Below are 22,731 nucleotides of genomic sequence, written 5' to 3' on the forward strand. Positions count from 1 at the left end.
CGGGTCAGGGGGCCGGTTCCTCCGGCGGGAGGAACCGATGGCGGCGGAAGGACTCCGGTGGGCCGGTCACGCCGCCCAGGTCGTGGCCCGGGGGCAGGTCCTGGCCGGGCTCCGGCGGCAGGGCCTGGCCGGGGCCCGGGGCGGGCGGCGGCGCGGCGAACTGGCCCGGCGGTGTGGAGTACTGGCCGGACGTCGAGGCGGGGTACGCGCCCGGCGGCTGCGTGGCGTCGGCCGGTGCGGACGGCAGGCCCGACGGTGGGGCGGAGGGCGGAAGCGACGGTGGGGCGGAGGGCGGGGCCGGCGGTGGGGCGCCGTACTCCGCCGGGCGCGCGTGGCGGGAGCGGGACGGACCGCTGTTGACGAGCCGCTCCAGCTCGCTGCGGGCCTCGTCCGCCTCGGCGCGGGCGGCGTCGCGTTCGGCGATCATCGTGGCCAGGGCTCCACGGAGCTGGTCGACCATCTGGGAGTGCTCGCGGGACTTGAGCTGCTGCTCGACGAGCCGGGACTGGTGCTGTTCGAGCTCGCCGCGGCACTCCTCCAGCTCGGCGGCGATCCGCTCCCCCTCGGCCAGGCTCGCCTTCGCGGCCTCCAGCTCCTGGCGGCACGACGTGAGGTCGGCGGCCAGCGAGTCGCGCTCGGCGACGATCTCGTCGCGTTCGAGGCTCATCTCCTCCGCGTGCGAGCGGGCCTCCAGCGCCTGGCGGTCGGCCTCGGCGCAGGCCTGTTCGGCGGCGGCGCGGCCCTTCTGCGCGATCTCGGCGGTGGTGCGCATCTTGTCCAGCTCGGACTCGGCCGTACGCAGCCGGGTGCGCGTCTCCTCCAGCGCCATCGACCGTTTCCGCGCCTCCTCGGCGCCGGCGAGCTCCTCCCGCTGGCGGGCGAGCTCCTCCCGTGCCAGGTCCAGGGCGGAGGTGAGCTCGGCGACCCGCCGCACGAGCTGGTCGCGCTCGTCACTCATCGCGGCGATCGCGGTGTTGGCGGCCTCGGCGGTGCGGGTCGCCTCGTTGCTCATCTCGCGGGCGGTGTCGCGTTCGGCGCACGCGGACTCCAGCCGGGCGGTCAGCTCGGCCACCCGCGCCTCGGCTCGCCGTACCTCGTCGCGTGCGGCGCCGAGCTGGGCGAGCCCCTGCTCGGCCTCCAGCCGCGCCGCCTCACGCTCGCGGTGGGCCTCGGCCAGGGCGGTCGCGGCCTCGGCCCGTGCCTCGGCCAGCCGCCGCTCCACGCCCGCGACGCTGAGGCCTCCCGTCAGCGAGATGGCCAGCAGCTCCGCGACGTCCTCCAGCCGCTCCACCATGTCCCACGTGCGCGCCACCTGGCCGGCGAGCCCCGGAGCGTCCTGGTCGCGCCGCCGCCGCTCGGCCGCGGCGTTCGCGCAGGCGCCTCCGTTGTCCGGGCAGTACCGCACCGCCGGAGACGAGTCGCCGGGCTGCGGGATCGGCCGCCCGCAGTAGGCGCACGGACGCGTGATCCCCTCCTGCCCGGCCTCCTGCGGGCTTGCCTCGTACGGGCCGTCCTGCGGGCCGTCGTCGTGCGGGCCGTCGTCGTGCGGGCCGTCGTCGTGCGGGCCGTCGTCGTGCGGGCCGTCGTCGTGCGGGCCGTCGTCGTGCGGGCCGTCGTCGTGCGGCGCCTCGCCGTCCGGATCGCCGTCGGTCCCGGCGGGCGGCTCGGCGGGCGTCTCCCGTGGCGGGCGCGCCTCGTCCCGGTCCGGTGCCCGGCTCTCGTCCTCGTCAGAGGGCGCGGCGGAGCCGGATGCGGGAACGTTCTCGTCCGTCGGGCCGGACACGGTCATCCCCCCTCGGTATCGGGATGATCTGGACTGTCAGCCCAAAGACCGTATCTGGTTCCTGACACGGTCGGAGCGCACAACGTAAGGATTTCGGGTCGGATCAAGCGCCGAGTATCAAGGGGCCCGGCGACGGGACGTCCGCCGGGCCCCTCGCTCCCCCCAGAGATCCGGATCCCGCGGCCCCCCGGCGTGGCGAGCGGAGGATGGTGATCAGGGGACGAATCCCCAGAAAAGACCCGCGCGATCCGTACGTTCCGAGACAACAGCACAATCCGCCCCAAAGGAAGGGCCGGGGCCTTTACGCAAATTAACCACCTCTGTGGAAGGGCGGCCGTAACCAGGTGACGCGCGACCGCAAAATAATGGGTGACCCTTATAAAAGCGACGACTGACGGCAACTCGGACGCGCGGCCCGGGGAATATGGCCACATGAGGGTCATAAGTCCGGGCCCGCGAAGTAGGCGAGGCCCCATCCGAGGAGGAACCGTGAACTACGGCGGAAAGATCAGCGGGGAGATGCAGAAGTCCATCGACGCCTGCATCGAGAGCTACAGCTGTTGCGAGCAGGCGATCGCGCACTGCCTGAAGCAGGGCGGCCAGTACGTCGACATGATGATGATGGGCCCACTGATGGACTGCGTCGACGTCGCCCGCGCGTGCGCTGACATGATCATGCGTCAGTCGCCGCAGGCCCTGGAGATGTCGGCCACGTGCGCCCGCGTGGCGGACATGTGCGCCGAGGCGTGCACGACGATGAACAGCGACCCGGTGATGAAGCGCTGCGCCGGGATCTGCCGGACCTGCGCCGAGGCGTGCCGCAGCCTGGCCGGCGTACGGGCCTGAGAACGGTCAGGCCCCCGTCCGGTCGTCCGGCTCGCCGGGCGGGGGCCGAAACGCCCCCGACGGAGGCCGCCCCCACCCGGAACCACCTGCCGCGCCGAGTGCGGCATCCCCTGAGTACGGCCACAGACCCATCTCCCCTGCACGTATGTACGCAACTGCGTAACGATCTCAGGATGATGGCACGTAAATTCGGTTGAATTCCTTCGTCATGGCTTACTAATCTCCTCGGCCGTGGAGGACTTCCCGGAGCTGCCCGAGGCGGCCGTCGCGGCGTCCATCGGCGCCTCGAACCTCGCGCAGCGGATGCGCGCCGAGCGGCCGCGTGACGGCACGACCCTGTCGATGATCAGCGCGCTGACCCACCTCGATCGCGAGGGGCCGATGACGGCCGGCCGTCTCGCCGCCCTCCAGCGGGCCAAGCCGCAGACCCTGACCCGGACGCTCGCCCGTCTGGAGGAACGCGGGTGGATCACGCGCGGCCCCTCCGGCACGGACCGGCGCCGGGTCCTGCTCCACCTCACCGAACGAGGTGCCGCGCGGATCGGGGAGGACGTACGGTGCCGCACCGCCTGGCTGGCGCGCGCGATGGAGCGTCTGTCGTCCACCGAGCGGGAGGTCCTGCGGATCGCCGGGACGCTCATGTCCGAGCTGGCGACCTGGGACGACCTCGAGGACACCCCGTGAGATCCTCGGCGCGCGCACGGGTCCTGCGCGACTTCGCCTCCGCCGCGCCCGGCCTGTTCGCCGCCGCCCTGGTGTTCATGGTCGTGGAGGCCCTGCTGCCCAACGTCGTCCTCGTCGCGATGGGCCGCACCGTCGGCGGCATCCCGGCCGCGGTCGAGGACGGGCTCGGCTCGCCGGCCGGGCACCGGATGCTCGTGGACCTCGGCGCCGCGGGCGGCCTGTACGCCGTGTCCCTGCTGCGCGGCCCGGTGGAGGACGCGCTGAGCACGGTGGCCCGGGCGCGGATGAGCGTCGTGACGCGGCGGCGGCTGATCGAGGCCGTGTCCGCCCCGGCCGGGATCGACCACCTCGAGGACCCGGCCGTCCTGGACCGGCTGTCCTCGGCCCAGGGCGAGCTGATGAGCCAGGAGCCCGCGGGCGCCGCGATGGCGCTGATCGGCCGGACCGGTGACCGGCTGTCGGGCGTGCTGGCGTGCGCGGTGCTCGCCGCGTTCCACTGGTGGCTGGGGCTCGGCGTCTTGGCGATGTGGCTGGTGCTGAACCGGCCGCTGCGGGCGCTCGTACGGTCGCGGGTCGGCACGTACCGGCGGGCGACGGAGACGCTGCGGCGCAGCTGGTACTTCGCCGGGCTGGCCCGGCGTCCCCAGGCGGCCAAGGAGATCCGGGTGTTCGGGCTCGGCGACTGGCTGGTCGGCCGCCACCGTGCCCTGTACGACGAGGCCATGCGGCCCTCGTGGGCGGAGCTCCGCCGGATCAACCGGCGGATCGCGCTGCTCAGCGCGTTGGTGCTGGGCGTGTACGCGGTGAGCGCCGCGCTGCTGGGCCGGGCGGCGTACCACCACACGATCACGCTGGGCGCGCTCGTCGTGATGCTGACGATGCTCCCCGCGAGCATGCAGGCCGGCAGCGTCAACGCGGCCGACTTCGCCCTGGAGGGCATGCTCGCCTCGGTGCCGGACCTCGACGCGCTCACGAGCGACCTGAGCGCCGCCGACCCCGATGAGGACGCCGCCGAGCCCGGGGAGGACACCGCCGCCGTCCCGGTCGCGGGACTGCCGCGCGAGGACGTGGTGTTCGCGTCCGTCGCGTTCCGCTATCCCGACACCGATCACGACGTGCTGACCGGCCTCGACCTGGTCCTGGCGGCGGGCACGTCCACCGCGATCGTCGGAGTGAACGGCGCGGGCAAGACGACCCTGGTCACACTGCTGTCCCGGCTGCGCGACCCGACCGCGGGCCGGATCCTCATCGACGGCGTACCGCTGACTGCCCTGCCGGCGCGCGAGTGGCAGCGGCAGGTCGCCGTGGTCTACCAGGACTTCACCCGCTTCCCGCTGACGGCGCGCGAGAACGTCGCCCTCGGCCTGCTCGGTGAGCCGGTCGATACCGAGGCGCTGGCACGCGTCGCGCGCCGGGCCGGCGCGGCCGACCTCGTCGACGGTCTGCCCGGCGGCTGGGACACGGTGCTGTCCGCGCAGTACGAGGGCGGCCAGGACCTGTCCGGCGGTCAGTGGCAGCGCCTCGCGCTCGCCCGCGCGCTGTACGCGGTGGAACGCGGCGCGCGGATCCTCGTCCTGGACGAACCCACCGCGCAGCTCGACGTCCGGGCCGAGGCGCGGTTCTACGACCGGTTCCTCGACATCACCAAGGGGGTCACGAGCGTGGTGATCTCACACCGCTTCTCGACCGTACGGCGGGCCGACCGGATCGCGGTGCTCGACGGAGGCCGCGTCACCGAGACCGGGACCCACGACGAACTGCTGCGGGCCGACGGGACGTACGCGGAGATGTTCCGCCTCCAGGTCGCCCGCTTCGGAGAAGGCCGATGAACGTGGACGAACCGCGGCGGGCCGGCCGGACGTACGCGATGTGGGGGCTTCAGGCCGTGCGGCCCTCCGGCACGGTGCCGCGCGTTCTCGTGGGTCCCGCGTGGCGGGCGGCGCCGGGAATGCTCGCGTGGGCGTTCGCCGCGACCACCGTGGCCGCGGTCGCGTCGGCGACGTTCCCGCTCGGGTTCCATCTCATGGTCGACGGTGCCCTCGCCCACGACCGGGCGCGCGTCGTCGCCGGGGTCTGCGTGGTCGCGGCGCTGTTCACCGTGGCGTGGACCCTGACGACGATGGGCGCGGCGCGCAATTCCGCGCTCACCGACCGGGTCAGCTGCTACCTCATGGCGCGCATCGCGATCCTGGTCAACGCCGTGCCCGGCGTCGAACACCTCGAACGCCCCGACCTGCTGAGCGAGATCGACCAGCTCCGCGACGGCCGTCGTACGCTCGCGGGCGCCGCGCGGCAGCTCCTCGGCGGATGGCAGGTGGTCATCCGCAGCGCCGCGATCATCGTGCTGCTCGCGACCGTGTACCCGCCCGTGATGGTCGTGCCGCTCGTCGGCCTGGCGCCGATGCTCGCCGACCGGCGGGCGAGCCGCGTACAGCAGGCCTCCGGTGACGCGCTCGCCGACGACCGGCGTCTCGCGGACCAGCTGTTCGCCCTGGCCACGACCGCCGGCACCGCCAAGGAGCTGCGCACGTACGGCGTCACCGGCGCTCTCGCGGCCCGGCACTCGGCGATCGCCGAACGGGTGCGCGCCGGCTCGGTCCGCGCCGCGCTGCGCGCCGCGGCGTGGGAGGGGCTGGGGTGGGTCTGTTACGCCGCCGGGTTCGTCCTGGTGATCATCGTGCTGGTGCTGCGGGCGGTCCACGGGCATACCTCACCCGGGCAGGTGGTCATGGCGGTGAGCCTGATGCGCCGCGCGCAGGCGCAGGTCTCGAGCGCCACCGACACGGCGGGCTCGCTGGCCGCCGCCGTGCGTACCGCCCGGCGGCTGCTGTGGCTGGAGCGGTACGCGGCCACGGCGCACTCCGCGGCGGACGGGGCGGTGCCGGCGACGCTGCGCACCGGGATCCGGCTGGAGTCGGTGACCTTCGCCTACCCGGGCCGGGACGAACCGGTGCTGCGCGACGTCGACCTCACGCTGCCGGCCGGCGCGACCGTCGCCGTCGTCGGCGAGAACGGCGCGGGCAAGACGACGCTGGTCAAGCTGCTGACGCGCATGTACCTGCCGTCCGAGGGCCGGATCCTGGTCGACGGCGAGGACCTGGCCGCGATGCCGGCCGACCGGTGGCGCGAGCGGACGACCGCGGTCTTCCAGGACTTCCTGCGCCCGAGCCTGACCGCACGCGAGGTCGTGGGCGCCGGCGACCTGCCACGCGCCGGCGACGACGCGGCGGTCGGCACCGCGGTGGACCGCGGCGGGGCACGCCGGGTCGTGGAGCGCCTGCCGGAGGGCCTGGCGACGCCGCTGGGCCGGTGGTTCACGGGCGGCCAGGAGCTCTCCGGCGGGCAGTGGCAGCGGCTGGCGCTCGCCCGCGGCCTGATGCGTCCGGCGCCGCTGCTGACCGTCCTCGACGAGCCGACGGCGAGCCTGGACGCCGTCGCCGAGGCGCGGCTGTTCGCCCGGTTCGCGGAGGTGTCCCGTGCCGGGCGCGAGGCGGGCGGTGTGACGCTGCTGATCTCCCACCGCTTCTCCACCGTACGGATGGCCGACCTGATCGTCGTCCTGGACCAGGGCCGCGTCGCCGAGGTGGGCGACCACGAGGCGCTCCTTCGCTCCGGCGGCACGTACGCCCAGCTCTTCACCCTCCAGGCCCGCGCGTACCTCGACCCGCCGTGATCTCGTTCGGTCCGCCGACGGCGAAGCGCATGGCAGGCCGGGCGGGGGCGTGACAGGGTCCGGGGTGAGGCGAGGAGGGCGCATGGCACCGGCGGCGTACGACGCGATCGCGGACTGGTACGAACAGGAGTTCCTCGGCGGCCGGGACGACTCCGACCCGATCGGGATCGATCGGGCCCTGCGCGACCTGCTCGGGCCGGGTTCGGGCACCTGCCTGGAGATCGGCTGCGGCACGGGCGTCCACGCGGCCACCGTTCGCTCGCTGGGGCGTACGCCGGTGGGGGTGGATCTGTCCGCAGGGATGCTCCGCCACGCCCGAGGCCGCCTGCCGGTCGCGCGGGGCGACGCCGAACGCCTGCCGGTCCGCAGCGGATCGCTCGGCTCGGTGATCGCCGTGATGGTCCACACGGACATGCCGGGCTATCCGGCCGTCCTCCGCGAGGCCGCGCGCGTGCTGCGGCCCGGCGGGGTGTTCGTGCACGTCGGGGTCCATCCGTGTTTCTGCGGGGGGTTCGCCGACCGCGCCGACCCCGGGGCGGTGGTGATCCGCCGGGGCTACGCCGACGGCCACTGGACCAAGGCCTCATGGACGGACCAGGGCGTACGCGACAAGGTCGGCGCCTCTCACTGGCCGCTGCCCGCCCTGCTGAACGCCTTCCTCGACGCCGGTCTGGCCCTCGAACGCTTCACCGAGGGCGGCGAGCCGACCCCGGCCGTCCTGGCCGTACGGGCGCGGAAACCGCGAGAGTGCGCCGGCTGAGGCCCGGCCGCTATCGCGGGCCGAGGATCGACTTGGTGAGCTGGGCGCGGGCGATCGTGCGGTCGTCGGCCGTGGCGACCACGGACAGGAACGCGAGGCGCCGGGTGCGGCGGTCCACCTGGCCGCGGACCTCGACCCGGTCGCCGTCCTTGGCCGCCGCGACGAGCTGGGTGGCGATCGCGTGCGTCACCGCGTCCTCCGACACCGACAGGCTCGGGAGCAGCGCCAGGTAGGCGGCCAGTTCCAGCATCGTGCCCAGGGCGGCCGCGTGGAGGGCGCCCCGGCCGTTGCTCGCCAGGCCGTCCACGACGAACCACGCGCCGGCGGCGGGGGCGGCCGGGTCGAGGAGCCGGGCGCCGAGGGAACGCTGCAGCGGGACCTCCAGGGCCTCCGCGGCGCGGGCGGCCAGAGCCGCGCCGGTCAAGAGTTCGGCCATCTCCCGATCCTGCCGCCTCCCGGGAAACCGGCGGTGTAGTCCCCTGGGCCGGCGAGCTACACGCCGGTGGCGCGTGACTCCGTCTTCGGGCGCGGGCAACGGAGAGCGGAAGGGCGGACGCCGCGCTTGCGTTCGAGCGCGCTCAAACTCCTAGCGTCTCCGGCATGACATCGCGATCAGCCAGTAAGCGGACATGGATCATCACCGGCGCGTCGGCGGGCTTCGGCCGTGCCATCGCCGAGCGCGCCATCGGGCAGGGGGACAACGTGGTGCTGGCCGTACGGCGGCCCGGGTCGGTGGCCGGCCTCGCGGACGCCCACCGGGACCAGGTACTGGTCGCCGAGTTCGACGTGTGTGACACCGGGCGCGCCGGGGACCTCGTGCGTTCGGCGGTCGACCGGTTCGGCCGGGTGGACGTGCTGGTGAACAACGCCGGCCGCGGGGTGGTCGGCGCGGCCGAGGAGGTCGGCGAGGACGAGCTGCGCGCTTCCCTCGAGCTGCACCTGGTGGGCCCGGCGGCGCTCGTACGGGCCGTCCTGCCGTTCTTCCGCGACCAGGGGTCGGGCACGATCGTGCAGATGAGCAGCCAGGGAGGGCGCATCTCCTTCCCGGGCGTCGGGGCGTACTCCGCCGGCAAGTTCGCGCTCGAAGGCTGGTCGGAGGCGCTGGCCGGCGAGGTCGCGCCGTTCGGGGTGCGGGTGATGATCGTCGAGCCGAGCCGGTTCCGCACCTCGTTCAACGCGCCCGACGTGCTCCGGTTCGCCGGATCCAGCCCCGCGTACGCGGGAGTGCTGGAGGCCGTCCGCGGCGACATGGCCGGCGCCGACGGCGTGCAGGAGGGCGACCCGGTGCGGGCCGCGGAGATCGTCGTGGACCTGGTCGCCGGTGACGAGCTGCCGCTGCGCCTTCCGCTCGGGCGCGAGGCGGTCGAGCGCATCGGCCGGTCCTACCGGCGAGGCCTGGAGGAGCTCGAACGCTGGGCGCCGACCGCCCACGCCGCCGACTTCCCCGACGTCGCCGCGTCGGCCCGCCCGATCTAGGGTGATGACGTGGCCACCGATGATCTGATGTCCAAGGCACTGTCCGCACTCGACGAGGTCGACGGGCCGATGTCGGTGGAGGTGATCCACCGCCTCGTCGACGTGGGCGACGCGAGCGAGCCCATGACGATCACCGAGGTCGCCGACCTGCTCGGCATGTCACCGCACACGCTGCGCTACTACGAGCGGGTCGGCCTGGTCGAGGTCGGCCGCGACGCCGGCGGGCACCGCAGCTACGACGCGGACGCGGTACGGAGACTGGTGTTCCTGACCCGCATGCGCCTGTCCGGAATGGCCATGCGCGACCTGCAGCACTACGTGCAACTGGTCGACGAGGGCGAGGAGACCGTCCCCGAACGCCTGGACATGCTGCTCGAACACCGCGACACGATCCGCCGGCAGCTCAAGGAACTCACCCTGTCCCTGGCCGCCACCGAATACAAGATCGCGACCTACGGCGGCCGCACCGGCTCGCCGCAGAACCGAGCCGGGCAACACGAACAGGAACCCGATCGGTAGTCCGCTGAGAAGCGCCACGAAGATCGGCCATCACGTCCCTAGCGCACCGCGCTGCCGCAGTTGTTGGTGTCGCTGGTATGCCGGTAGATCTGGAGCGCCGCCTGCGTAAAGGCGATCTTTTGCTGGGCGCTCATGCCGAATTTACCCACCAGGAGCTCTTCCGTGTCGAGGCGGCTGGGCCCATTCCGGTCGCAAACCAGATAGATTATTCGCTGGGCAGTGCTAACGGCCTGATCATCCGAGATCATTGCTTTGGTGATCCCAGCATCGCGAATTCTCTGCAGAAACATCGCGTCGTCACCAGAAGGCGAAGGCGATCGATCATCGAAATTGGATTCATTGATCAACCCGGTCGGCGCCACGGCTATGTCGTGAGTGCGCGGCGCTCCCCTCTCCGACGTTCCGACGCAGTGCCCTGCCTGGCCGTTGCTCAGGCCCTCCGGGAATCCGGCCAGGTAGCCTTGTTTGTAGCTATCCCAATAAGGTCCCGACCTGCCGGAAACCGGATCTGTCTCCTCGGCGGCCCCACAGTGGCTCCTCCCCCAATCCAAGCCGTCGGCATATCCCTTATGGTAACCGTCCTCGTAGGGAGTGCCATTGGCCTCTTGCGCCACTACAGCACTCGATGCCGCGGACGCGACGTACAGCGAGCTCAGGAGAGAATAACCAGCGGCTAGGCTGATCGCGACACAGACCATCGCCGACACCAGCGGCTTCACATGGCATTTCATATCATCAGCTCCCGTACCGGCCCTGCCGGCAGGTCCGCGCCCTCCCGCTTCGCGGGAGCCGCGGCCTCGTCAGAGCTCGTATGCGGCTATTGCCGCCGCCTCGAACGCGTCGACATGTTCGTCGTACACCCCGAAGTTACGGATGACACGAGCCATGTCGTCGGCGCTGGCATTCGATGAGTCCATCCTGGCGACTTCATTCGCCGTCTCAACGGCCTCCTGGTCCGGCGCGATGATGCCCGCTCGATGGATGCCCTGCAGAAACGCCGCATCCTGCCCATACGAACCGTATGCGGCTATTGCTGCCGCCTCGAACGCGTCGACATGTTCGTCGTACACCCCGAAGTTACGGATGACACGAGCCATGTCGTCGGCGCTGGCATTCGATGAGTCCATCCTGGCGACTTCATTCGCCGTCTCAACGGCCTCCTGGTCCGGCGCGATGATGCCCGCTCGATGAATGCCCTGCAGAAACGACCTGTCGGTGCCGAGGCGAGTCTGCGAATCGCGCCTCGGGGAGCCGATGGCCGATGCAGGTCCAAGCATCGGCGCAGTAGACCCTGCCGCCGCGATGACCGTTATCACCAACGCGACGACAATACCGATCAGCGCTGTATTGAGTCCCGTCTTGGTTCGCATCGCACTAGTCCCTTATCAAGGGCCGACCGGCTCCGACGATCAGTCGCCGGACGCTCGGCTTCGGCGTGACGCGCTGATACCCCCATCTGAACACGACGCGCCGAAAGGACGTCCACAGGGATGACGTCCTTTACCCGAAGGACCTAAGTCGCCGCAGAGCCCCTCGACCGGCCCTGGACGGGACGTGGGCATGACAGCGGGGCGCCCCCGAGGGAGCGCCCCGCTGATGACGCTCCGGCTCAGCCGGGAGTCGTCATCGAGTCCGTGGTGGTCTCCGCCGGGGTCTTGTCCGCACCGACCACGACGTCCGCGCCCTCGCCCAGCTGGTAGCGCTCGATCGCGCGCTGCAGGACCTCCTGCTTGACCTCGCCGAGGCGGGCCAGGCGCGTCAGCACCGCGAGGGTGATGGACGCCGCGTCCACGTGGAAGAAGCGGCGGGCGGCGGCGCGGGTGTCGGAGAAGCCGAACCCGTCCGTGCCCAGTGACGCGTAGTCGCCCGGCACCCACTGCGCGATCTGGTCGGGGACCGCGCGCATGAAGTCGCTCACCGCCACGATCGGCCCCGGCTGGCCGTCCAGGACACGAGTCACGTACGGCACGCGCTGGTCGGCCTCGGGGTGCAGGAGGTTCCACTCGTCGGCGGCGATGGCCTCGCGGCGCAGCTCCGTCCACGACGTGGCGGACCACACGTCGGCGGCCACGCCCCACTCCTCGGCCAGCATGCGCTGCGCCTCCAGGGCCCAGCGGACGCCGACGCCCGACGCGAGGATCTGCGCGCCCGGCGCCTCGCCCTCGACGTCCGGCGCCTCGGCGTAGCGGTAGAGGCCCTTGAGCACGCCGTCCACGTCGAGGTTCGCCGGCTCGGCGGGCTGCTGGTACGGCTCGTTGTAGACCGTCAGGTAGTAGAAGATGTTCTCGCCCTGCGGGTGCTCCTCGCTGGAGCCGTACATGCGCCGCAGCGCGTCCTTGATGATGTGGGACAGCTCGAACGCCCAGGCCGGGTCGTAGTAGACGCACGCCGGGTTGGACGAGGCCAGCAGCGGCGAGTGACCGTCGTTGTGCTGGAGTCCCTCGCCGGTCAGGGTCGTACGGCCCGCCGTGGCGCCCAGCAGGAAGCCGCGGCCCATCTGGTCGCCCAGCGCCCAGATGCTGTCGCCGGTGCGCTGGAACCCGAACATCGAGTAGAAGATGTAGACCGGGATCATGTGCACGCCGTGCGTGGCGTACGCGGTGCCCGCGGCGATCGCCGAGCCCATCGCGCCGGCCTCGCTGATGCCCTCGTGCAGCATCTGGCCATGCTCGGACTCCTTGTACGACAGCAGCAGCTTGCGGTCGACCGCCTCGTACGTCTGGCCGTGCGGGGAGTAGATCTTCGCGGACGGGAACAGCGAGTCCATGCCGAAGGTGCGGTACTCGTCCGGCGCGATGGGCACGAACCGGGCGCCGATGTCCTCGTTCTTGATCAGGTCCTTGAGCAGCCGGACGAACGCCATCGTCGTGGCGACGTTCTGCTTGCCCGAGCCCTTCTTCAGCTCGGCGTACACCGGGTCGCCGGGCAGCTTGAGGGCCTTGGCGCGGTTGACGCGCTTGGGCAGGTAGCCGCCGAGCGCCATGCGCCGCTCGCGCATGTACTGGATCTCGTCGGAGTCCTCGCCCGGGTGGTAGTACGGCGGCAGGTCCGCCTCGAGCGCCGAGTCGGGGATCTCCAGGTAGAGCCGGTCGCGGAACTCCTTCAGCTCGGCCTTGGTGAGCTTCTTCATCTGGTGCGTCGCGTTGCGCGCCTCGAAGTCGGGCCCGAGCGTCCAGCCCTTGATCGTGTGGGTGAGGATCACGGTCGGCTGGCCGACGTGCTCACGCGCGGACTTGAACGCGGCGTACAGCTTGCGGTAGTCGTGGCCGCCGCGCGACAGCTTGCGGATGTCGTCGTCGGTCATGTGCTCGACCATCTTGCGCAGCCGCGGGTCGTCGCCGAAGAAGTGCTCGCGGATGTATTCGCCGGTCTCGACGGAGTAGGTCTGGAACTGGCCGTCCGGCGTGGTGTTCATCTTGTTGACGAGCACGCCGTCGACGTCCTGGGCGAGCAGCGGGTCCCAGTCGCGGCCCCAGATCACCTTGATGACGTTCCAGCCGGCGCCGCGGAAGTACGACTCCAGCTCCTGAATGATCTTGCCGTTGCCGCGTACGGGGCCGTCGAGCTGCTGGAGGTTGCAGTTGATGACGAAGGTCAGGTTGTCGAGCTCCTCGCGGGCGGCCAGGCCGATCGCGCCGAGCGACTCCGGCTCGGCCATCTCGCCGTCGCCGAGGAACGCCCACACGTGGGAGCGCGAGGTGTCCTTGATCTTGCGGTTGTACAGGTAGCGGTTGAACCGCGCCTGGTAGATCGAGTTGATCGCGGTGAGCCCCATGGAGACCGTGGGGAACTCCCAGAACTCCGGCATCAGCCGCGGGTGCGGGTAGGAGGACAGGCCTCCGCCCGGGTGGGAGATCTCCTGCCGGAACCCGTCCAGGCTCTCCTGCGGCAGGCGCCCCTCCAAGAACGCGCGCGCGTAGATGCCCGGCGCCGCGTGGCCCTGGATGAAGACCTGGTCGCCGGACTCGCCGTGGTCCTTGCCGCGGAAGAAGTGGTTGAAGCCCACCTCGTACAGCGAGGCCGCCGAGGCGTACGTGGCGATGTGGCCGCCGACGGAGAGCTCGGGACGGTTCGCCCGCGACACCATGATCGCGGCGTTCCACCGGATGTACGCGCGGATGCGGCGCTCGACGTACTCGTCGCCGGGGAACCACGGCTCCCGCTCGGGCGAGATCGTGTTGATGTAGTCGGTGCTGCGGAGGCCGGGCACGCCCACCTGCTGTTCACGCGCGCGCTCCAGGAGGCGCAGCATGAGGTAGCGGGCACGGCTGCGGCCCTCCGTCTTGATGACGGTGTCGAGCGACTCCAGCCACTCCCGGGTCTCATCGGGGTCGATGTCCGGGAGCTGACTGGGGAGGCCGTCGCTGATGATCGAAAAGCGCTGGCGTCCGGAAGCCACGGGGTCCCCTTCTCACTCACCCAGGTGCAGGTCTGGATCGTCGGTGTCCAGACCATCGTCGTACGTCGTGCCCGTTAACGCATCTCTACCCCCGGGTAACCGTAGTGCCCGCGCTCCCGGCACGCGTGTCACGCCGTGTGGAGAGCCCGTACTCAGGGGATACCCGCCCTCAGGAGGTGAAACGACCATCGCGATCGGAACCGGATCGATCTTTGCGAGACCGCAGCCGGACGGCTTGTGCGGGCAGGCTTGTGCGGGCAGGTAGACAGAGCACATGAGAACTGAAGTGATCCGTGTGGCCACCGGTAGCCGGGAGACCGTTCAGGACATCACCGGTGAGTGCGAGGACTTCCTCGGCCGGACCGGCGCGGGCGACGGGCTTTTGCACATCTTCGTCCCCCATGCGACGGCCGGAATCGCGCTGATCGAGCTGGGTTCGGGCAGCGACGTGGACCTGCTCGACGCGATGCGCGCGCTTTTGCCCAAAGACGACCGGTGGACCCATTCCCATGGGTCACTCGGGCACGGCAGGTCACACGTCATGCCGGCCCTCGTTCCGCCGTACGCCACTATTCCGGTCGTGGGGGGAAAGATGGCCCTCGGGACCTGGCAATCAGTGGCCGTTGTCGACCTCAACGTGGACAATGTCGTGCGCAACGTACGGCTCAGCTTCATTGATGGCGGTTGACACAGGTGGACGGGTTTGCTCACATGCGGGCAAGACACTTGCGCGCGGGGTGGTCCGGCGTGTGAACTGTCCGGCAATGCCGCACCTCACGAGCGGCAGACAATGATCATCGTGGCCCGGCATGCGGCCCCGACACAGGGAGGACGTTCGTGAGCGCGACCGCGGGTCAGGCGCAGAGCAGCCTGGCCGAACGGCTCGGTATCAAGCCGAGCCAGGTGGTGCAGGAGATCGGCTACGACGACGACTGCGACGAGGAGCTGCGCAGCTCCATCGAAGAGGTCTCGGAGAACGAGCTGGTCGACGAGGACTACGACGACGTGGTCGACGTCGTGCTGCTGTGGTGGCGCGACGACGACGGTGATCTGTTCGACGCTTTGTCCGACGCGCTCACCACGTTGGCGGACGGCGGCCATATCTGGCTGTTGACGCCGAAGGCCGGGCGCGACGGCCACGTGGAGCCCAGCGACATCGGCGAGGCCGCCCAGACGGCCGGCCTGTCGCAGACGAGCAGCATCAGCGCGGCCCGCGAGTGGTCCGGCACCCGCCTGGTGACGCCCAAGGCACGGCGTTGACCCACCTCGCACGCGGGGATCGTCATCACTCGCGGGATCCGCGAGTCTCCTGACCGTCTCTTCGGCACCGGGTGGCAGACTGGCGCTTGCGTCCGAAAAACCGTGGAGAGGTTACAGAACATGGCGATTGAGGTAGGCCAGGCCGCACCGGACTTCGAGCTGAAGGACCAGCACGGCACGCCGGTGAAGCTCTCGGAGTTCAAGGGGAAGAAGACCGTCGTCCTGGTCTTCTATCCGCTGGCGTTCAGCGGCATCTGCACCGGGGAGCTCTGCACGATCCGCGACGAGCTCCCGACGCTCGGCGGCGACGACGTCCAGGTCCTGGCGGTCTCGGTCGACTCGGTCTTCACCCACCGCGCCTGGGCCGAGAAGGAGGGCTATGAGTTCCCTCTGCTCTCGGACTTCTGGCCGCACGGCGGGGTGGCCAAGGCGTACGGGATCTTCAACGAGGACGCGGGCCTCGCCCAGCGCGGCACGTACATCATCGACAAGGACGGCGTGGTCCGGTGGAAGGTCGAGAACGCCATTCCGGACGCCCGTGACATCGACGAGTACCGCAAGGCGCTCGCCGAAATCTCGTAGTCTCCTGCGGCCGGGCCCGCCCTAGGGCGGGCCCGGCCCCGGACACTCTGGAGGGGGCCATGCCCTGCTATCGCTGCGGGGCCCGGCAGACCGACCCGACCCGCGGCGCGAGCCCCTGGAAACGCGGGGTCCGCGACGAACGTCAGGTTCTGGTCTGCCCCCGATGCCAGGCCATCGACGGCTGGACCGCCGACCTGGACCACTGCACGGCCTGCCACTCATCGACCCTGGTCTGCCGCCTCGGCGAGATCGAGTGCCGCACCTGCGGCCACATACGCACCGCCGAACGCACCGGAGACAACCTGGTCACCTCCGAAGCCCCCGGCCTGTCAGAGGAGGTAGAGGCGGCCCTGAGCCGCGTCCTCCACCGAAGAGCCGCTCCAACCTGACCCCCGGAAGTCCGCTCGGTTTGCCAGGCAGGCCGTTGATTTCGGTAGGCTTTCCCGGTCGCCGGAACTCCGGCAGCGGGGCGCATAGCTCAGTGGTTAGAGCACTGGTCTTACAAACCAGGAGTCGCTGGTTCGAATCCAGCTGTGCCCACGTCTTGATCGACATGCGAAACGGCGCCTGACCTGCGACTTCGAGGTCAGGCGCCGTTGGTGTGAGGTCCGGCCGTCTCCGGCTGTGACCGGCTCTCGGCGGCCACCTGTGTCAAATACGTGCCAAAGTTTCAGGCCAGCGCCTCGACGATCCGTCGCTTGGCGATCTCGTCCTGGCCGTCGAGACACGAGGCGTAGATCCGCAACAGCACGTCCACGGTGTGGCCCGCCCACTTGGCCACCTGGGTCGGCGGCACTCCCCCGCTGAGCCACGTCGACACGCAGGCGTGCCGCAGGTCGTACGGCCGGCGCGCCAGCGGCGATTCGTACTGCTGATCCGTGAACACCTTCCGGCGCGCCTGCCTCCAGGCGCGCCTGTAAGTGATCGTCGGAAGGTCTCCGCCTCGGACTCCGGTGAACAGCCGTGCTCCCGGACCTTCGGCGACATGATCTCGGAGGTGTGCTCGCAGGATGACGGTCAGCTCCGGTGGACCGGTAACGCGACGTTCGTGTCCTTCGGCCCGGTGCTTGAGCTGCTTGCGTGCCTCGCGGCGGCTGCCGTCGTCGGTCCACTCACCGCCGGCGTCCGGTGCTGGTTCGCGGAAATGCAACTCACACCACTCGCCCGGCTCCTGCCACTCCTGGCCATCTTCGTCCCAAACCAGGTCCGGCAATGCGACGTCGCTGCGGGTCAAACTGATCGCCTCTTCTGGACGTAGGGCGGAGTAGTACATCACCGCGAAAAACGCCACGAGCCGCGGACCGCTGGGCTGTTGCGCCCCGACGGCGCTCAGCAGGGCGCGCGCCTGGCGCGGGTTGATGACGCTCCGCCGGTCAACCTCGGTGGAGGTCTTGGGGACGCTCCACTTCAGATCACGAATCGGGTTGGTCCCCAACAGCTTCTGCTCAGTGACGGCATAGTCCATCGCGTTGGCGAGGATCATCCGCTTCCGCCGGGCGACGTTGGCTGCGGAACGCTTCCCGTCCGACCGGGTCGTCGCGAGGTCCAAAACGCGGCGGGCAAGCGCCGGATCCGACAACGCCGAGACGGGCGCGGTGTTGTCGGCCACCCAGCGCAATACGCGCGCGACGTCATCGGGTGGCGAATCGCGCTGCTCCGCGTTGAACGCCCACCGGAACAGCGCCCGGCGCAGAGCAGCGGCCTCCGGTTTGCCCTTCTCGCTCGTGTACATCGCCGGTGTGGCCTGCGTCAGGGCGTACGCGATGTCGTGCCGGTACTTCGCCGACGCGGTCTTCCACTTCATGTCCACGTACGCACACGCGAAGGCGTATCAGGTCATGTCCTTCTGGGTTCGCTGCCAGGAGAGCGGCCGACCAGTCCGGACGCTGAACGCTTCGCCCTTCTTCGCTGCGGACCGGAGTTCGGCCAGGAAGCTATCCGCCTGCGCTCGGAGGCGGAACGATTCTCTCCACTGCTTTGGGCCGGCTTTCCACGCCATCTACACGACCCGGTCGGTCACGGTCATCAATCCCGGGGCGGTTCAGTGCGAACCGGCCCGGCATCCGCGCGCAGGTGTCGCCCGCTCAGCCCCAGCCGCGGCCAGTGGCGGCGTCGCGGGCGCGGTCTGCTGCCGCGACGGCGGGCCCGCGGTCTTCAGGATTCCTGGCTTGGGTGGTGTGTTCGGGGCGGGCGGGTGGGCACCATCTGTTTACCTCCCTCGAGCTTCTCACACAGCTCGTCAGTCTCCTCGGCGGAGATGCTCGTCCGCAGCCCCGGCCAGACCTGCGTCTCCTTATGACGGGCCCGGGCCTCCTGAGGGCTTGGCTGAAGGTAGGCGTCGCGGTGCTGCCCAAGGACTCCGGCGGCGATAGGCCCGGCATCCCGGTGAGCCTGCTGGCGCGGATCCGCGGCGTGCCCGGCGTCACCGACGCGCAAGGGCAGGTCAAGGGCAGCGCGGCGCTGAGCGGCAAGGACGGCAAGGCCGTCGGCGACACCCCGACCCTCGGCCTGTCGGTCCCGCAGGGCCGGCTGATGCGTCACCAGGTCGGATACGGCCGCGTGCCGGGCGGGAGTTCGGAGGTGGTCCTGGACACCCGGACCGCCCGGAAGGAGAAGTTCCAGGTCGGTGACCAGGCGACGGTGCTGGACGCGCGGAACGCGCCGCACCGGTTCACCGTGGTCGGACTGGTCGACTTCGGCCTGGACGGGGAGACGACCTACCACGGCGCGGTCGGCTCCGACCCGAGTGCGCCCGAGAGCCCGGGATTCAGAGCCGGCACCAGTCCTGAACGGGCTCTCCCGCGCTGGCCTGACCACCTTCCGTCGACTCGGCGAGCTCGCTGTCAGGTGGGGGGCTCGAGGGCGTGGTTCAACTTGAGCCGACGGTGGGTTCGTCGGCCAGTGGGATGCCGCTGCGGAGGCGTTCGAGGATCTCCAGGGTGGTGTCGACGTAACTGCGGTGGGGCTCGCGTGCGACGAGGGTTTGCGCAGCGAAGCGGGCGCCGGCCAGTGCTCCGGCGAGGGTCACGACCTCGATGTCGTCGGGGGTGCGGCCGAGCGCGGAGGCGACGAGGCGCGCGGCCTGCTCGACGTCCCATGCGCCGCGGGCTCGCCGTGCTGCGGCTATCTCCGGCACGGTGCGCACGAGCCGCATCCGCAGCTCCTCGTGGACGCGTTTGTGCTCGTCGAGCTCGGCGAAGGTAGCGCGTATCGCCTGGATCAGCGCGGCCAGCAACGGGGTGCCCGCGGGAATCGCGGCGAGGGCGTCCTCGAGCTGCGGGTCGACGTCGTCGAACAGGACAACGTCTTCCTTGGTGGCGAAGTAGCGGAAGAACGTGCTTCGGGCGACTTCGGCCGCGTCGGCGATGTCTTCGACGGTCGTCGCGTCGTAGCCACGCTCGGCGAACAGGCGCAGTGCGTGGCGCTGTATCTCGGCACGGGTGCGCGCCTTCTTGCGCTCGCGCAGGGAGGTCACCAACAGAATTTAACACAGGACTCCAAAATAACAGGACGCAGTCCGATTTGATACTGAGTCCTATATATGAGTAGCGTGTCGGGACATGGACATGGATACGGATGTCACGGTGGTGGGCGCGGGCCCGACAGGTCTGGTGGTGGCCGGTGAGCTCGCTCGGCGAGGTCGGCGCGTAACGGTGCTGGACAGCGCGCCAGCTCCGTTCCCGGGTCCGCGTGGTAACGGCATACAGCCACGAACTTTGGAGCTGCTCGACCCACTCGGGGTCACCGACCGTCTCGTGGCATTGGGGAGATTCAGGCTGCCGTTCCGGCAGTACGCGGTCGACGGCACCGTACGGGAACGAGACCGGCATCCCGGGCTCGAGCCGACGCCTGACCAGCCGTTCGCGCGGCCGTTGATCATTCCGCAGTGGCGGACGACGCAGGTGCTGCGGGAGCGGCTCGCCGAGTTCGGTGTCACGGTCGAGCAGAACGCTCGCGTGGTCGCCGTGGAGCAGGACCAGCACGGAACCACCGCCGTCCTCGACGATCGGCGACGCCTGCGCTCGCGCTATCTCGTCGGTGCCGACGGTGGATCGAGCACGGTCAGGCACGTGCTCGGAGTCGGCTTCCTCGGCGAAACCCACGATGAGGTCCGGATACTGCTGGCCGAGATCGAACTGGACGGACTCGACCGCGACCATTGGCACCAGTTCGACCTCATTGGCGCGGACGGTGCCGGCTTCCTCTCCCTGTGCCCGATGCCCGCGAGCCCGACCTGGGCGTTGGGGCTGCGCTCGCCGGATCCGGACGCCCGCGCCGACGACGCGTCGCTGCACGCCCTGGTCGACGGCATCCGCCCGCGGGTGCGCCTGCGCCGGATCAGCTGGTCCTCGACCTGGCGACTCAACGTACGGATGGCGGAACGCTTCCGCATCGATCGGGTCTTCCTGGCCGGCGATGCCGCACACGTGCACTCACCGGCCGGCGGCCAAGGCCTCAATACCGGCATCCAGGACGCCATCAACCTGGGTTGGAAGCTCGCCGCGGTACTCGACGGCGCCGACGACGCCCTGCTGGACACCTACGAGGCCGAGCGCAAACCGGTCGCCGCGGCGGTCCTCGGACTCTCCAGCGAACTCTCCCAGCACGCGCTCAACTCCGGTGCCGGCGGCTACGCCGATCGCCCGTCGGCCCTGGCCCGTCAAGCGCTCCAGCTCGACCTCAGCTACCGCACCGATCCCGACGCACCCGGCCTGCGACCAGGCGATCGCGCTCCGGACGCCCCGCTCGGCGATACCACACTGTTCCTGCTGCGCCGACAAGCCAACTGGACAGTCCTGGCCTTCGACGGAACCACCGACCCCGTCGAAGGCGCCCAGGTACTCGACGCAGACGCCCTCGACGTGGACGGACACCTGCGTCGCACCTACCAGCCCGCACCCCACGAGCGCATCATGATCCGCCCAGACGGTTACCTCGGGTGGCGCGGCACCGGCGCAGCACCAGCGACCCGCACCACAAGCGCACTCGCCAACACCACCTGAGGTCGTCGCGGTCGTCTGCCGCTCAGCCGAATGCGGCGGACGAATTGCTCAGCCAGATCAGGATGTCTCGTGTGGCCGGCGTCCTGTCTTCCTCGACTGAGCGCGGCTCGTCCTCCTCATCGTCTTCCAGGACGAAGAAGTCGGTGAGGAAGCAGGCCACCTCACCGTCGGCGGTACGTCCGACCCAGGTCGGGTAGTACCCGTCCCCGCCTCCAGAGGAAAACACCACCAGAAACGGCTTGCCCTCGTCATCGCTCAGCGTGCCGACCGCGAAGTCCGTCTCCCGGGTTCGAGAACCGTCATCAGCCGGTCAAGGTAATCATCGTCCCCGCAAGTGAGCCTTTCCGAGTAATGATCTTCAACGTTGTGTAGTGGTTCAGCGGCTGCGGTCGTGTTCGAGGTGGAGCAAGACGAGTGCGGCTTTGGCGATGGCGCCGATGCGCCAGGAATCGAGGCTGACACGGCGCATGGCGTTGAAGCTGGTCGTGAGCAGGGAGTTTGCGCGTTCGGAGGGGGCGTGGACGCCGCGGATGAGGGCGTTGTACGCCTTGGCGCCCTCGCCCCGGTACGAGACCGAACCGATAGTCTCGCAGCCGTTATCCTCCATCACCCGCAGCGAGTCCAGATTGCTGGTCGGCTCGATGATCCGCGCCAGCACCAACGCCCGAAACACCTCGCCCCGCCCGCCCGACCGGACGGTCCCGCAAGGGGCGAACCCGACACCCGGCAGCATTCTCCAGGGCAAGCAGATCGCGCCATTCCCCGTGCCATTCCCGTGATGTCGGTATCTTACGAGGTCATGTACTGCCGCCCCGACAACGCGGCGTCAACGGCTGACGGGGAGGTGTTCCAATGCGCCCGAGTCGACCCCGGCCCTGTATCCTCCATCGACCCAGATCGCTTGCCCGGACAGGTAACTTGCGCCAGGACCGGCGAGAAATGCCAGAACGCGTGCCTGCTCGTCCGCGGTTGCCACTCGTCCGAGCGGTTTGGGAACGGCATCAAGGTATCCCTGGCCGACCCGGGCGACGGTAGCTTCAATGATCGGTGTCATCGTCACACCTGGCGCGGTGCAGTTGATGCGGATACCCTTGCCCGCCAGGTCGACCGCGCGTCGCTTCGTGTAGTAGATGACGGCTTCCTTGGAGAGGCTATAGCCCGCTCCGAGCGCATCCGAGTGGCGTTCGCACCACGTGAGGGCCTCGTCCCAGCCGGGAGTCACGGCCAGGTCGAGCGCCTCTGGATGCTCCCGATACTCGGCCGCAGCGATCGACGAGGTGCTGACGATGTACGACCCGGGCGCCATGCGCGGGATCAGACGCTCCGTCAGCTCCCGCAGACCGATGAAATTGATCGTGACAACCTTGATCGGATCCCCGATGCCCGACGAGACCCCGGCCGCGCTGACGAGGGCATCCACCGGACCGGAGATCTCCGACGCCGCCTCGGCAATCGAGTCACGGTCGGCGAGGTCGACGCGATGGAACTCGACATCGACGTCCGGAGCGCCCAGTGAAGTCTGCCCAGCTGTTATCCGGCATCTGGTTCTCCCTCGTGCACGCTATGCCGATAGCCATTTAGCTATCTGTGCAGATAGCTATAACAGGGTGACGTCCGCTGTCTAGCCTCGATGCCTGCCTCGCTCCAGCGACCGGTCGCGGGGGGTGCGACCTGCTCTCCTTCGATTTTTGCCTGCCTGCACAGGTACTTGCAGGCGGCCCGTGTGCCCGTAGTGCCAGCAGGTCA

General features: G+C 70.1%; 21 protein-coding genes, 1 tRNA gene and 1 pseudogene. 13 read left to right on the forward strand and 10 right to left on the reverse strand.

The window, feature by feature from the left end:
* Window positions 1-4 precede the first annotated feature (4 nt).
* The gene (locus tag OG417_RS39405; RefSeq protein WP_329240119.1) at window positions 5-1,789 is read right to left on the reverse strand and encodes a hypothetical protein; all 1,785 of its coding nucleotides are present in this window, start codon (window positions 1,787-1,789) and stop codon (window positions 5-7) included.
* A 483-nt stretch (window positions 1,790-2,272) separates the two neighbouring features.
* Here OG417_RS39405 and OG417_RS39410 point away from each other — a divergent pair, with 483 nt between their 5' ends.
* The 5 genes from OG417_RS39410 (at window position 2,273) to OG417_RS39430 (ending at window position 7,746) form a co-directional block, all read left to right on the forward strand.
* Window positions 2,273-2,629 (forward strand): four-helix bundle copper-binding protein, encoded by a 357-nt coding sequence (locus tag OG417_RS39410; protein ID WP_329240122.1) that lies wholly within the window; start codon window positions 2,273-2,275, stop codon window positions 2,627-2,629.
* 231 nt (window positions 2,630-2,860) lie between these two features.
* Window positions 2,861-3,313: a MarR family winged helix-turn-helix transcriptional regulator gene (locus OG417_RS39415; RefSeq protein ID WP_329240124.1), complete on the forward strand. Its 453-nt coding sequence runs from the start codon at window positions 2,861-2,863 to the stop codon at window positions 3,311-3,313.
* Window positions 3,310-5,142, forward strand: coding sequence for an ABC transporter ATP-binding protein (locus OG417_RS39420; protein WP_329240126.1), 1,833 nt, complete (start codon window positions 3,310-3,312; stop codon window positions 5,140-5,142). Before OG417_RS39415 ends, OG417_RS39420 begins: the two co-directional genes overlap by 4 nt.
* The gene (locus OG417_RS39425; protein ID WP_329240128.1) at window positions 5,139-6,986 is read left to right on the forward strand and encodes an ABC transporter ATP-binding protein; all 1,848 of its coding nucleotides are present in this window, start codon (window positions 5,139-5,141) and stop codon (window positions 6,984-6,986) included. Before OG417_RS39420 ends, OG417_RS39425 begins: the two co-directional genes overlap by 4 nt.
* Window positions 6,987-7,068: 82 nt before the next feature.
* Complete coding sequence (locus OG417_RS39430; RefSeq protein ID WP_329240130.1) at window positions 7,069-7,746, forward strand: class I SAM-dependent methyltransferase; 678 nt, start codon at window positions 7,069-7,071, stop codon at window positions 7,744-7,746.
* Between the two features lie 10 nt (window positions 7,747-7,756).
* Here OG417_RS39430 and OG417_RS39435 read toward each other — a convergent pair whose 3' ends face one another.
* Window positions 7,757-8,182 (reverse strand): PaaI family thioesterase, encoded by a 426-nt coding sequence (locus OG417_RS39435; RefSeq protein ID WP_329240132.1) that lies wholly within the window; start codon window positions 8,180-8,182, stop codon window positions 7,757-7,759.
* A 164-nt stretch (window positions 8,183-8,346) separates the two neighbouring features.
* Here OG417_RS39435 and OG417_RS39440 point away from each other — a divergent pair, with 164 nt between their 5' ends.
* Together OG417_RS39440 and OG417_RS39445 are read left to right on the forward strand one after the other, a co-directional pair.
* Window positions 8,347-9,222 carry an SDR family NAD(P)-dependent oxidoreductase gene (locus OG417_RS39440; protein ID WP_329240133.1) on the forward strand — a complete coding sequence of 292 codons (876 nt, stop codon included), beginning with the start codon at window positions 8,347-8,349 and terminating at the stop codon, window positions 9,220-9,222.
* 9 nt (window positions 9,223-9,231) lie between these two features.
* On the forward strand, window positions 9,232-9,741 hold the full coding sequence (locus tag OG417_RS39445) for a MerR family transcriptional regulator (protein WP_329240134.1): 510 nt from the start codon (window positions 9,232-9,234) through the stop codon (window positions 9,739-9,741).
* A 38-nt stretch (window positions 9,742-9,779) separates the two neighbouring features.
* Here OG417_RS39445 and OG417_RS39450 read toward each other — a convergent pair whose 3' ends face one another.
* The 3 genes from OG417_RS39450 to aceE all read right to left on the reverse strand — a co-directional run bounded on the left by OG417_RS39450 (window position 9,780) and on the right by aceE (window position 14,140).
* Window positions 9,780-10,460: a DUF732 domain-containing protein gene (locus OG417_RS39450; RefSeq protein WP_329240136.1), complete on the reverse strand. Its 681-nt coding sequence runs from the start codon at window positions 10,458-10,460 to the stop codon at window positions 9,780-9,782.
* Between the two features lie 81 nt (window positions 10,461-10,541).
* Window positions 10,542-11,111: a DUF732 domain-containing protein gene (locus OG417_RS39455; RefSeq protein WP_329240139.1), complete on the reverse strand. Its 570-nt coding sequence runs from the start codon at window positions 11,109-11,111 to the stop codon at window positions 10,542-10,544.
* Between the two features lie 239 nt (window positions 11,112-11,350).
* Window positions 11,351-14,140 carry a pyruvate dehydrogenase (acetyl-transferring), homodimeric type gene (aceE, locus tag OG417_RS39460; protein WP_442875604.1) on the reverse strand — a complete coding sequence of 930 codons (2,790 nt, stop codon included), beginning with the start codon at window positions 14,138-14,140 and terminating at the stop codon, window positions 11,351-11,353.
* A gap of 274 nt (window positions 14,141-14,414) precedes the next feature.
* On the opposite strand from aceE, the gene OG417_RS39465 reads away from it, so the two are divergent.
* The 5 genes from OG417_RS39465 (at window position 14,415) to OG417_RS39485 (ending at window position 16,522) form a co-directional block, all read left to right on the forward strand.
* Window positions 14,415-14,828: a secondary thiamine-phosphate synthase enzyme YjbQ gene (locus OG417_RS39465; protein WP_329240141.1), complete on the forward strand. Its 414-nt coding sequence runs from the start codon at window positions 14,415-14,417 to the stop codon at window positions 14,826-14,828.
* Window positions 14,829-14,977: 149 nt separating this feature from the next.
* Window positions 14,978-15,400: a DUF3052 domain-containing protein gene (locus tag OG417_RS39470; RefSeq protein WP_285581524.1), complete on the forward strand. Its 423-nt coding sequence runs from the start codon at window positions 14,978-14,980 to the stop codon at window positions 15,398-15,400.
* A gap of 120 nt (window positions 15,401-15,520) precedes the next feature.
* Window positions 15,521-15,982, forward strand: a complete 462-nt coding sequence (locus tag OG417_RS39475; protein WP_329240143.1) for a peroxiredoxin — start codon at window positions 15,521-15,523, stop codon at window positions 15,980-15,982.
* 59 nt (window positions 15,983-16,041) lie between these two features.
* A complete protein-coding gene (locus tag OG417_RS39480) occupies window positions 16,042-16,371 on the forward strand; it encodes a hypothetical protein (protein ID WP_329240144.1) in 330 nt (109 codons plus the stop codon).
* Between the two features lie 78 nt (window positions 16,372-16,449).
* Window positions 16,450-16,522 (forward strand) — tRNA-Val (locus tag OG417_RS39485).
* A 130-nt stretch (window positions 16,523-16,652) separates the two neighbouring features.
* On the opposite strand, the gene OG417_RS39490 is transcribed toward OG417_RS39485, so the two are convergent.
* Window positions 16,653-17,714, reverse strand: a complete 1,062-nt coding sequence (locus OG417_RS39490; protein ID WP_329240145.1) for a tyrosine-type recombinase/integrase — start codon at window positions 17,712-17,714, stop codon at window positions 16,653-16,655.
* Between the two features lie 1,137 nt (window positions 17,715-18,851).
* Entirely contained in the window at window positions 18,852-19,457 is a 606-nt protein-coding gene (locus OG417_RS39495; protein WP_329240147.1) for a TetR family transcriptional regulator, read from the reverse strand.
* Between the two features lie 91 nt (window positions 19,458-19,548).
* Between OG417_RS39495 and OG417_RS39500 the strand changes: the two genes are divergently transcribed.
* The gene (locus OG417_RS39500) at window positions 19,549-20,985 is read left to right on the forward strand and encodes an FAD-dependent monooxygenase (RefSeq protein ID WP_329262940.1); all 1,437 of its coding nucleotides are present in this window, start codon (window positions 19,549-19,551) and stop codon (window positions 20,983-20,985) included.
* A gap of 22 nt (window positions 20,986-21,007) precedes the next feature.
* Here OG417_RS39500 and OG417_RS39505 read toward each other — a convergent pair whose 3' ends face one another.
* The 3 genes and pseudogenes from OG417_RS39505 to OG417_RS39515 all read right to left on the reverse strand — a co-directional run bounded on the left by OG417_RS39505 (window position 21,008) and on the right by OG417_RS39515 (window position 22,405).
* Window positions 21,008-21,244, reverse strand: a complete 237-nt coding sequence (locus OG417_RS39505; RefSeq protein ID WP_442875780.1) for a DUF4241 domain-containing protein — start codon at window positions 21,242-21,244, stop codon at window positions 21,008-21,010.
* Between the two features lie 117 nt (window positions 21,245-21,361).
* Window positions 21,362-21,502 (reverse strand): annotated as a pseudogene (locus OG417_RS39510) (IS5/IS1182 family transposase); the annotation flags it as partial.
* Window positions 21,503-21,811: 309 nt separating this feature from the next.
* Window positions 21,812-22,405 carry an SDR family oxidoreductase gene (locus OG417_RS39515; protein ID WP_329240149.1) on the reverse strand — a complete coding sequence of 198 codons (594 nt, stop codon included), beginning with the start codon at window positions 22,403-22,405 and terminating at the stop codon, window positions 21,812-21,814.
* Between the last annotated feature and the right edge of the window lie 326 nt (window positions 22,406-22,731).

Origin of the sequence: Actinoallomurus sp. NBC_01490 (genome assembly GCF_036227085.1) — a bacterium.
GTDB classification, from domain to species: Bacteria; Actinomycetota; Actinomycetes; order Streptosporangiales; family Streptosporangiaceae; genus Actinoallomurus; species Actinoallomurus oryzae.